Here is a 10,726-nt window from a genome sequence, read left to right as displayed (position 1 = left end):
CGGATTAATAACCATTTTGTTCACAAAAAGCAGTTTCATGACCTTTGTCATGCAATAACCAAATACTTTTAGCCCCCTAAGCGATGCCGGTTTTGATTTGATGATCATTTGTTTATAATACTTCCTTTAAAACTTTGGCAAAATTTTTATTGATGAGTTCATGCGATTCATCTAAGTTAAGTATTTTGGCGTTTTTTATTTGCGGCAAAAAGTCTTTGCCGATTGAAAGCGGATAGGTTTTATCGCGCCGGCCGAATATGAAGACGCTTTTTATGGGGAAATTGTTTAGCGAATAACTCAATTTTTGTTCATCGGTTTCTAAAAATCGCAAATAAGTAAGACTGGCGTATAAATTAAACCGAAGCTGATAGGTGCCGATCTCTTTTAAAAGAATAGCATAACCCTCTGCATCAATCAAGCGCACTTTATGAAGCGACTTTAAAAGTCCAAGTAGCGCGGTTTTGCTCAATGCTATTTTCTCGATAAGTTTATTGCCTATTTTATTAAGGCTGAAAAACCTCATGATTTTACCGGGATTAATTGAAGATGGCGCAGCAATAATATATTCATCAATCAGTTCAGGAACTTCTTCTGCAATTACGGTAGCATAATGCGACCCCATGGAGTACCCTATTACCGAAAACCTGTCTATATTTTGCGCCTTGCAAAAACCCAATATAAAATCAGCAAGTTGTTTTTTGGTTAGGCCCGCTTTTATAGTGTCGAGGTCGTTATTTTTAAGGATGGTGGTTTTATGAAAAAAAAGGTCAAACCCCCAAAAGGTATATTTATCGCCTAATTCGGGTTCAAGCACCAAAAACTGTTTGCCATGCATACCAAAGCCATGAAAACAAAGCATATTGGCTTTTCCTGTCCCAAATTTATAGTAATGGAGGTCGGCAAAATCGGTTTGATAAAAGTGCGATGTCAAAATTTGATCAAGCTGTTGTATTAATTAATGCCAGTGCCCAGGCGTAATCGCCATCATGTGATAAGGTAAGACTTATTTGGTAATTATTAAATTGAGGGGGTAATAATACGGTTGGTATACCTCCGCCTTTGGCCCTAAGTACTTCTATTTTTTTCCATGCCAAAGGCGATGGGTCAATTTGTTTAACGGCTTTATACACCGCTTCTTTTGCGGCCCAGGTTGAGGCATAACGTTGTAACGAATCGGTAAAGCTATTACAGTAAGCTATTTCGGCAGGCGTATATACCTTGTTTTTAAAAACGTCGGTTAATGAAAACTTAAAGTCTGATAAGCATACCAGATCATTACCTACAGCAAATTGCTTTAAGCCGGTTATTTCATTTACCGAAGTTTCCAGTTTACTCTCCATCAACTACCGGTACCCCCATTATATTAAAACCGCCGTCAACAAAGTGGATATTGCCGGTTACTTTTTTTGAAAGATCAGAAAAATAATATAAGGCTGCATCGCCTACATCGGCCGCATCAACATTACCCAAAGGGGCTGTTGTTTTACCCAATTTCCGCATTTTGCGTACGCCGTTTATACCGCCTGATGAGGTGGTCATGACCAACCCCGCCGATATGGCATTAACCCTAACCTGCTTATTACGAAAATAGCTGGCCAGGTATTGCATCATATTTTCGAGCGCTGCCTTGTTTATAGCCATGCCGCCATATTGAGGAAAAACCCTGTTGGCCGCGTTGTAGGTAAGTGTTAAAATAGACGCGTTTTTTTGCAACAGCTTTTCTGCCACCCGTGCAATTCTTAATAACGAGTATGCGCTGATGTTAAAAGAATCCATCAGGTCTTCAAAAGGGATATCAATATATTCGGGGACAGGATCGGTACTGCCCACAAAATTTGAACATAATACCTTGGTGCTGGCAAAGGCTACGCCGTGTAATATATAATCAATAGCACCAAGCTTTTGGTATACGCTATTCAAAAAATCACTTATCTGTTGCTCGTCCCTAACATCAACCGGCATAGCCAGGCTGGTGTCGGCGCCAATTTTCTCCATTAAATACAGCACCTCGGCCCGGGTATCGTCTACATAACTAAGGGCTATTTTACAGCCCGATTTATGCAGTTTCAAGGCAACATCATAGGCAATAGAGCTATCATTTCTGACACCAAAAATCACCGCTATCTTGCCTGTATTATCTATCATACGTGTTTTGATATTTTTATAGCGCTGTTGGTACCGCCAAAACCATAGTTAAGGCAAACAATGCTGTTTATTGGTTTTGCAAAGCTTTTCTGCGGAAGCAAATCGCGATATGCAGCTAATGGTTTCATAGGGCCTTCCCAATCCGGTTTTGTTTGGAACGGTTCTAGTTCGGGGTTCAGGTTTTCACAATTTAAGCAAGGCAATACTTTTTGTTCTTTAAGCATCAGCAGCGCAGTTATAAATTCAACCGAACCAGCACCGCCCAACATGTGCCCAAATTGGGATTTAGGTGCCGAAATATGGTAACCATCCTCTCCTAAAGCATCAACTACGCTTAACAGCTCAACGGGGTCGCCCATAAATGTTGAGGTGCCGTGTACTTTTACCACATCAGGTTTACCTGTTGATCCGGCCATTACTCCTTTCCATAATCTTCTTTGTCCGTCAAACGAGGGGTAAAACATATCGCCGTCGCCGTCTGAATTATTAAAATACTCATCAATAACCGCCAATATATTAGCGCCGCGTGCTTTGGCCTGTTCATATTCTTCAAGGGCTACCACTCCTGCACCAAAGGAACATACAAAACCGTTTCGTTTCATATCAAACGGGCGCGAACTCTCTTCGGGACTAAAGCCGCGGCTTAATATCATCATGCCGTCAAACCCGATAAAAGATTCCAGCGAAGTGGCTTCCATTCCACCAGCTATCACCCTGTCCTGCAAACCAAATTTAATTAGCCTGTAGGCGTAGCCAATATTACCCAAACCTGTTGCACAGGCAGAAGTAATGGTTTCGCAAACACCTTTGCTTCTTATCAAAGTCGAAACATTTGCAGCTTCACGATATGACATGGCACGGTCAACCGTATGGCCGCCGCTATACCTCGTTTTTACACCATTAACAAAAAAATTATGCCATGCGGTTCGCAATATCAGGTTACTGCTTGCGCCGGAACCCATTACAACCCCGGTATGCTCTGACCGAACCATATCTTCCGACCAGCCGGCCATTTTAATAACGTCCAATGAACCAAGCATACCCCAAATACTGCTTATGTCAGCAGTGGCCAGATTGCCAACGGGTATACGTCCAAGTTTGTCAATAAATGCTTCGGGGTAGTTTGTACCGGCAGGGCCCCATGCAACATCCAGGTCCATCTCTGCTTCGGTAATATAACCGGCAACGGTAGATCGGATCTGTTTTCCATAGGCCAAAGTTTCGTCCCAGGTGCGTATAAGGCTTTGGTTATTGAATAATTTATCACTAAACTCAGTAATATCTTTACAAGTCGGAAAAGCTCCGCTCATACCAACTACCGCTACCCGTCTGTTTGCCATATTAGCCCCTTGCTTTTACTTTTAATATTAAATCAACAACATCCTTAACCTGCGACCCTAAACCGTCAATATCATCATCCTCAAACTCAATGTCGAATTTTTGCTCAACTTTGGCCACAATGTTTATCAATTCAGATGACGGCACAGTCAGGTCCTTCATAAAATCGGTTTCCTCGGTAACGCCTACCAGCCTTTCCGGGTCTATCATTCTCACCGTTTTAAGCACTTCTATTAAACCGTCAATAACTTCTTGTCTTTCCATGATAAGTTAATATTTTTTAAATTGTTATAAGTTTATCTATCTGTTAAAGTATGATCTGTCTATTGCCCTGCCGGTTATATCAAACAAGGCTGATACCAATGTAAATTCAGGGCCAAGGTCGTATTTAAATAAACGTTCTTCGGCGAAATTCTTAAAATAATCGTCGAGGTCCAACCCTTTCGGAGCCTTAAATATCCTTCCTTCGCAAACCATTTGCTTAAATTTATAATAAGTTGTTTTCCCGAGCATTACAAAAGTGTCTCCTTCTTCCAGGTAACTTACAAAATTTACAGTACCTATACCTATAAAACTCGGCACTAGTTTATCTTTCATATCCGTAGGTGCCCAGCCATTTTTTTCACACTCTAAAAAAGTGGCTAATGAGCCGGCGGTGGCCTGTACAAATGCCTCTATCTGGTCAACACCCCTAAATACACCAAAATGGTCTTCCACATCATGTGCCTTAGGGGTATAACTGGCTACTACTCCTACTTTAGGCGAGTGCCAGTGATACTTGTCAACCAATAGTTTGGTGGGTCCGTAAGCAATAAGAATATCTTTTGGATTTACAGCACATAGGTTTTCTATATGTACACCGTTATCATAATATCCCGCCATTAATATTTAAGTTGGTTCCGTTAATATACGATGCTTTATCTGATACCAGGAAGGCAACCATTTCGGCAACTTCATCAGCTTTGCCAAAACGATTTGCCGGTATGGCTTTTAAAACTTTTTGCTTTTCGCTTTCGGGTATCCCATCGGTCATATCCGTTTCAATGAAACCCGGTGCTATGCTTAATACCCTTATGGAGTGCTCTTCGCTTAAAGCAGAAACTTCGCGGGCCAATGATTTGGTCAGTGCCAATAACCCCGCTTTGGTAGCCGAATAAACTACCTGAAAAGCATTGCCAATTTCGCCTACTACTGAGCTCACATTAATAATTACACCGGTTTTATTCAACAAAAATTGTTTCATTACCGCCTTACATATCATAATAGGCGCTTTCAAATTTACATGGAGCATTTTGTCTATATCGCGTTCGGGCTGGTAAACCAATGATGTATCAAAGGTAACGCCCGCATTATTAATAACTCCAAACAAATCGTTATGCTCTTTTTTTAACCGTTTGCAAAAAGCGGTTAGCTCGGCCGGGTCACTAAGATCGGCACATAAAATATGGTGTTTAGGATCAATGGTGCCTGTAAAACTTTCCTCCCGGGTAGCGTGCAGTATTAATGTGTATTCTGTTGATAATCGGTTTGCTATTGCTAACCCCAACCCCCGGCTGGCCCCGGTAATCAATATTTTTCGTTCGACCATTTTAGTTAATTCGGTATATCGAAACACCGTTTATATATGCAAATAAGTGTTACTCCAAATATAGTTTTTAAATTGAAAAATCGTACTAATTTGTAAACAGGCTCACGAACCAGTAAAAATATCTGGTTGCAATTGCTTTAAACTAAATATAATTAAACAATACTATTACCTTCCCAGCCTGCTTAAACCTTCTTTTGCCTGGGTGTCAATACTGTTCTGGTATTCGTGGCTTTTCACTTGCAGGGCCGTGTTATAAAAATCGGCAGCTTTTTTATAATCTTTTCTTTGCTCAAATATAACGCCCAGGTTTAAGGCAGCATTAGCGGCAAAATAATAATTTTCGTTTCTGCCCATACTAATAGCCCGCTGATAATTGGTAAAGGCACCATCAAAATTATTCATCATATCATATGTACGGCCAAAGCGGTAGTAAAGCTCTATTTTATCCCTCGAGTTGTTCAGATCATTAAGCTGGATTGTTTTTAGTTGTGCCAGGGCATCGCTATAGTAGCCGCCATCAAAATAAAACCGGGCCTTTAGTAAAGCAATATCTGGTTTTATATCATTAGCTTCCTTTAATGCCTGTTTGTCTTTTTCATCTGTTGTGTACCCTTTGGTGCGCACCAATGCCAGATAATAGTTGTATTTGGCTGTATTGTTTCTTAACAGGTAATAATAGGCCAGCTTTAAATAAGTGTCTTTTATGTAATTAGGACTTTGGGTTTCGTTTAAAAATTTGGTAAGGTAAATATTAGCGTCTGTGTCCATACGGCATAATTTGGCATTTCCTAACAAGTAGTCCATTATGGGTATGGCTACATATTGGGTAGCCCTTGGGGCACCCAATATATTCTTAATAGCCTCGTCGGCATGGCCCGTTTTAAAACATATATAGCCCTGTAAATATGATTTTAAGGTGCTTTTATCGTTCATGGTTTCAATCAACGGCGAAAGGTAGCTGTAACTGTTCCTGTCATGCACTACGTCAACATGTGTAAGGCATAGTAAAAAAACGGTCTCGTCATTATAATAACTGTAGGGGCCGTTTGCAATTGAGTTTCTGAATTGCTCTATACGTTTTAGCCCGGTTGTAATGTTGCCCCGAATGCCTAAAAAGTTGGCCATTGCTTTCATGTTAGATGGGATGGCACCAAATATTACATCAATTAACCCCAGGCTTTTTTGGTTTGGTAAAAAGCCTCTAAACTTTTCCTCATTTTCTGTCAAAAGGTTTTGTGCCTTTTTAAAATCACGTGTTGATGATATATAATCGCCAAAGCGGGCCTTTACCATGCCCGATTGCAGGTAAACCTCGGCCTGGGTAAAAAGATAGTATGGTGAGTTTTCATCGTTATCCTCCAGTGCATCTATACGATCCGACTTATTGTCTTTAAATTTATCGTACTGACTTTTATTTTCGGTAGTGAGCAGGTACAGGTAATCGATATAATTATCCAGCAAAATAGGAATGCCATTTTGTGGGCTTTTTGCTCTTTCATCGCGAATATATTTCCGGGCATCATTAAACCGCAGATCAAATATGGCCCGGTATGCTGCTATGCAATTTTGATCAAATACAAAGTTTGCTTTTACAGATTGCTGAACACAAAGAAAAAAGGATAAGGCAAATAAAAATCTATAATTCATTAAACATTATTTAAATAAACATGTGTTTAGTGGTCTTCAAAACTAATAAATATAAAACAGCAACATCTTAACAGATTCAAAGTTGTAAAGCAGGGCAACAACCAATAGCTGTTTTTTTACTCTATTTGTACGTTTAACATATTAATGCCGCAAATGGTTTTGGATGTTTAATAGCACCCATTATTTGGTTAACACATAAAAATGCAATTGCTGGCGGGTAACAAAACCCAAACCTTTGTAAACTTTTAAGGCCCGGTAATTATCGTCTCTTACGTGTAAAAACGGGATGTTTCCTTCGGCTTTTATGCGGTTAGCCTGGCTAAGCAGCAATTGGCGGGCATAACCCTTACCCAAATGATCCGGATGGGTACAAACCGCGCTTATTTCGGCATAAGGTACCGGGTGCATACGCTGGCCGGCCATAGCTATTAATTTATCGCCTTCAAAAATTCCCTCATAATGGCCAAACTCAATAGTACGCGGCAAAAACGGACCGGGGTTAGTTAATTGTGTTAAAGCCATCATTTGCGGTATATCTTTATGGGTTAACGCAACAGTTGGCAGTTGCACTGCATCATAATCACCTTCATATAGCATTTGGTAACAAATTATACGGCGGGCAATTTTCCATTGATGGGGAATATCTACAAACACGGGCGTGATAAAAACCGCCGGGCCATTATAGGTCATTAAATTATATAACCATTCAAAATCAGCGGCATTATTATCTCTAAAGCCAACAAAAGGCGATACCTGCTGTATATAATATTTTACCTGCTCATTGCCCTCACCCAAATGTTTGTTGCCCGTTAGTAAAGCGTTCCAGGCTGGGTTATCTAAAACGTGTTCCATTGTGGCAAACCTATAAAAAAGTGTATAAAACATTCTCTGTGGCATGTCATAACTCGTTTGTAACAACACTTATGCTAAATAATACACAAAGCTTTCGGTAAAATTTTTATTTTTGGTAGCGATCACAATTTTATGCCGTACTTAAAAAAAACATTTCTCATTACTTGTTACTGCATTTTGCTGTTTTTTTTATTGGGGATAAGTGGCTTTGCACAGGCTCCTAATATTAGTTATCCTGCTACTTTAACCTATAACGCTAATATTTCAATAACTCCAATTGTGCCTTCAAACAATGGGGGTGTAGTGCCCGCCAACAGATATGGCGAAGTTGTAACTTTTGCTGGTAGTACTCCTGGTTATGTTGATGGGGTAGGAACTGCAGCAAAATTTGATTCGCCTACCCGATTAGCGCGAACTTCAAACGGAGACTTATACGTTACTGATATATTTGATAAGGTTATAAGAAAGATCAAACCTGATGGCACGGTGTCAACTTTTGCTTATAGTATTGAACAAATTGAGGGTATTACCATTGATAATCAGGATAATATCTATGCAACATTCCAATATGGCACCAACATAAGAAAAATAAGTGTCAACAATGTATTCGCACCTATTGCAGGAGGCAATTCTGGATATGCTGACGGTGTAGGTACGGCTGCTAAATTTAATCACCCAAAGTCTATTGTTACCGATGCGATGGGTAATATATACGTAGCGGATACCGATAATCATTTAATACGTAAAATTACTCCAAATGCTACTGTGTCAACCATTGTTGGTGCTACCCAGGGGGATGTTAATGGAACAACCACAACTGCGAAGATCTATCAACCTTATGACATGGTTATCGATGCTGCAGGAAATATGTATGTGGCAGACTATGGTAATAACAAAATAAAAAAAATTACAGCCGGTGGGATAGTAAGTACTTATGCAGGTGCAGATAATGGTGGTACCGCTAAAAATGGCCCTGCTGCATCGGCCATATTCCTTGGTCCGGCAGCTTTAGCAATAGATGCCATTGGGAATGTTTATGTAGCCGACATGAATAACTCTCAGATAAGAAAAATTAGTACTGATGGTATGGTTACTACAGTAGCCGGTGCGGTATCGCCCGGGGCAGTTGATGGCATCGGCTCCGATGCCAGGTTTAGTGGTCCAAATGATTTAGTATATGATCCGGCCGGGTTTTTATATGTTTCCGAGTTAGGTAGAAAAATCAGAAAAGTATCTGTTACAGGATATGTTATAGACAAGCCCTTGCCCGCCGGATTAACTTTTGATGCAACTACTGGCGTTATATCCGGTACACCTACCGCAGCATTCCCGGCAACTAATTATACAATAACGGCCTATAATGCAGGGGGAAGCAGCAGTACAGTTGTAAACATAGCAGTGCTTGCAGCGGTGTCTCAAACTATTGCACCGCCAAACATAAGTTATCAAACTCCGCAAACCTATTCTGTTAACACAAAAATACCCACATTAACGCCAACCAATAGCGGCGGGGCAGTGCCTGCTACAATTTACGGGCAGCTAACCACTATTTATAACGGCTTTAACACGCCAACTTCTACTGCTATTGATGCAAACGGAAATTTATTTGTAGCTGATTGGGATAATAATCGGATCAAAGAAATAAGTAATACCGGGGTGGTGTCAGTTTTTGCGGGGAACGGGGTGCCTGCCGGCGTAGATGGGCAGGGCACTGCAGCCAGCTTATATCATCCTGATGGCATTACTATAGATGCGGCGGGGAACTTATATGTAGGTGATGAACAAAACCAATTGGTAAGAAAAATAACACCCGGAGGACTTGTATCAACCCTGGCGGGCAATAATGGTATAGCTGGCTCTGCAAATGGCACGGGGACTGCGGCCAGTTTTAGCACCCCTCGCGGAGTAGCTGTTGATGCTACAGGTAATGTTTATGTTGCTGATCAGGGAAACAACATGATCAGAAAAATTACCCCTGTCGGCGTAGTAACAACATATGCAGGCAGTGCTACGGGCGGGTTTACTAACGGATCGATTGCAACAGCAACATTTGCTACACCTACAGGTGTTACTTTAGATGCAGTCGGCAACTTATATGTAACCGACGCCTCCAATAACGCTATCAGAAAAATTACGCCAGCCGGCATCGTTTCTACATTTGCTACAGGTTTAAATTTTCCGCGCGAAATAAAAGTTGATGGCACTAATAATTTTTATGTCACCAATCAAAACGGCAATAGCGTAAGCAGAATAACAGCGGCAGGAGTGGTAACACCTTTAGTTGTAACTAACTTAAATGGCGTTGTTATACCTTTTAACGGCCCCATTGGCTTAACACTTGATGGCCAGGGCAATTTATTTGTGGCCGATGCTGCTGCTAACCAGGTAAAAAAAATAACCATTTCGGGTTACACCATTGATAGAGCACTACCTCCCGGATTGACATTTGATCCTACAACAGGCGTTATAAGTGGCACACCAACTATTGCATCACCTGCACAGGATTATACCATTACTGCATACAATGGAGGCGGCAGCAGCACTACCATAGTAAATATAGCTGCATCCACATTATCCCAGGCGGTCATTACTTTCCCACAACCATCGGTAAATTCAGCTAATAATAATAATGATATTACACCGGCTGCAACAAGTACCAATACTCAAACGCCAATTACCTATACCAGCGACAATACGGTGGTAGCCGTTATAATTAATGGGTTGATACACATAGTTGCTCCCGGGATTGCTCATATCACCGCATCGCAGGCAGCCAATAGCAACTTCCTAGCTGCAAGCCCGGTTACTGTAACGCTAACGGTGTCGCAAGTTGAGCAAATAACATTTCCGGCTATTGCAGCAAAGGTTATTTGCGATGTGGATTTTAATGCCAATGCAAGCAGTAACGTTAGCCTATTTCCAGTTACTTATACCAGCAGCAATACATCGGTGGCAACCGTATCTGCACAGGGCCTAATTCATATTATAGCATCCGGTACTACCATTATTACTGCCAGCCAAACCGGCGATAATATTGTATACTTAACAGCACAACCAATATCACAACAGCTAACGGTTGCACCGCCGCCTGTTACGCCTTCGGTAACTATCTCGGCATCAGCAAACAATATTTACGCCGGAATACCGGTTACATTT

Annotated in this window: 10 protein-coding genes; 1 reads left to right on the top strand and 9 read right to left on the bottom strand. The window is 41.0% G+C overall.

The genetic code is table 11. The annotated features are described in order from the left end of the window. Positions 1-112: 112 nt before the first annotated feature. From ABI367_RS13075 to ABI367_RS13035, 9 genes are all read right to left on the bottom strand, one after another. Complete coding sequence (locus ABI367_RS13075; RefSeq protein ID WP_462228450.1) at positions 113-931, bottom strand: alpha/beta hydrolase; 819 nt, start codon at positions 929-931, stop codon at positions 113-115. Between the two features lie 7 nt (positions 932-938). Then, positions 939-1,340 carry a holo-ACP synthase gene (locus ABI367_RS13070; protein ID WP_462228449.1) on the bottom strand — a complete coding sequence of 134 codons (402 nt, stop codon included), beginning with the start codon at positions 1,338-1,340 and terminating at the stop codon, positions 939-941. Next, positions 1,330-2,145, bottom strand: coding sequence for an enoyl-ACP reductase FabI (locus ABI367_RS13065; RefSeq protein ID WP_462228448.1), 816 nt, complete (start codon positions 2,143-2,145; stop codon positions 1,330-1,332). Before ABI367_RS13065 ends, ABI367_RS13070 begins: the two co-directional genes overlap by 11 nt. Continuing rightward, positions 2,142-3,485 carry a beta-ketoacyl-[acyl-carrier-protein] synthase family protein gene (locus tag ABI367_RS13060; RefSeq protein WP_462228447.1) on the bottom strand — a complete coding sequence of 448 codons (1,344 nt, stop codon included), beginning with the start codon at positions 3,483-3,485 and terminating at the stop codon, positions 2,142-2,144. Before ABI367_RS13060 ends, ABI367_RS13065 begins: the two co-directional genes overlap by 4 nt. 1 nt (position 3,486) lies before the next feature. Then, positions 3,487-3,747, bottom strand: coding sequence for a phosphopantetheine-binding protein (locus ABI367_RS13055; RefSeq protein ID WP_462228446.1), 261 nt, complete (start codon positions 3,745-3,747; stop codon positions 3,487-3,489). A gap of 36 nt (positions 3,748-3,783) precedes the next feature. Next, positions 3,784-4,365, bottom strand: a complete 582-nt coding sequence (locus ABI367_RS13050; protein WP_462228445.1) for a hypothetical protein — start codon at positions 4,363-4,365, stop codon at positions 3,784-3,786. Next, entirely contained in the window at positions 4,349-5,071 is a 723-nt protein-coding gene (locus ABI367_RS13045) for an SDR family oxidoreductase (RefSeq protein WP_462228444.1), read from the bottom strand. The genes ABI367_RS13050 and ABI367_RS13045 overlap by 17 nt, the downstream gene beginning before the upstream one ends. Before the next feature lie 165 nt (positions 5,072-5,236). Further along, a complete protein-coding gene (locus ABI367_RS13040) occupies positions 5,237-6,718 on the bottom strand; it encodes a tetratricopeptide repeat protein (protein WP_462228443.1) in 1,482 nt (493 codons plus the stop codon). Between the two features lie 180 nt (positions 6,719-6,898). Further along, positions 6,899-7,570 carry a GNAT family N-acetyltransferase gene (locus ABI367_RS13035; RefSeq protein ID WP_462228442.1) on the bottom strand — a complete coding sequence of 224 codons (672 nt, stop codon included), beginning with the start codon at positions 7,568-7,570 and terminating at the stop codon, positions 6,899-6,901. A gap of 177 nt (positions 7,571-7,747) precedes the next feature. On the opposite strand from ABI367_RS13035, the gene ABI367_RS13030 reads away from it, so the two are divergent. Continuing rightward, the coding region (locus ABI367_RS13030; protein ID WP_462228441.1) for a putative Ig domain-containing protein at positions 7,748-10,726 on the top strand (2,979 nt) is incomplete at its 3' end.

The sequence above is a fragment of the Mucilaginibacter sp. genome (genome assembly GCF_039935595.1).
In the GTDB taxonomy this organism is placed as follows: Bacteria; Bacteroidota; Bacteroidia; order Sphingobacteriales; family Sphingobacteriaceae; genus Mucilaginibacter.
Note: the sequence above shows the minus strand (reverse complement) of the source record. Positions and strands in the feature narration are given on the sequence as shown.

What these genes read in the sequence shown, in the direction of transcription:
- ABI367_RS13070 (WP_462228449.1), bottom strand. Translation starts at nt 1,340, where the DNA reads ATGGAGAGTAAACTGGAAACTTCGGTAAATGAAATAACCGGCTTAAAG.
- ABI367_RS13065 (WP_462228448.1), bottom strand. Translation starts at nt 2,145, where the DNA reads ATGATAGATAATACAGGCAAGATAGCGGTGATTTTTGGTGTCAGAAAT.
- ABI367_RS13060 (WP_462228447.1), bottom strand. Translation starts at nt 3,485, where the DNA reads ATGGCAAACAGACGGGTAGCGGTAGTTGGTATGAGCGGAGCTTTTCCG.
- ABI367_RS13055 (WP_462228446.1), bottom strand. Translation starts at nt 3,747, where the DNA reads ATGGAAAGACAAGAAGTTATTGACGGTTTAATAGAAGTGCTTAAAACG.
- ABI367_RS13050 (WP_462228445.1), bottom strand. Translation starts at nt 4,365, where the DNA reads ATGGCGGGATATTATGATAACGGTGTACATATAGAAAACCTATGTGCT.
- ABI367_RS13045 (WP_462228444.1), bottom strand. Translation starts at nt 5,071, where the DNA reads ATGGTCGAACGAAAAATATTGATTACCGGGGCCAGCCGGGGGTTGGGG.
- ABI367_RS13040 (WP_462228443.1), bottom strand. Translation starts at nt 6,718, where the DNA reads ATGAATTATAGATTTTTATTTGCCTTATCCTTTTTTCTTTGTGTTCAG.
- ABI367_RS13035 (WP_462228442.1), bottom strand. Translation starts at nt 7,570, where the DNA reads ATGGAACACGTTTTAGATAACCCAGCCTGGAACGCTTTACTAACGGGC.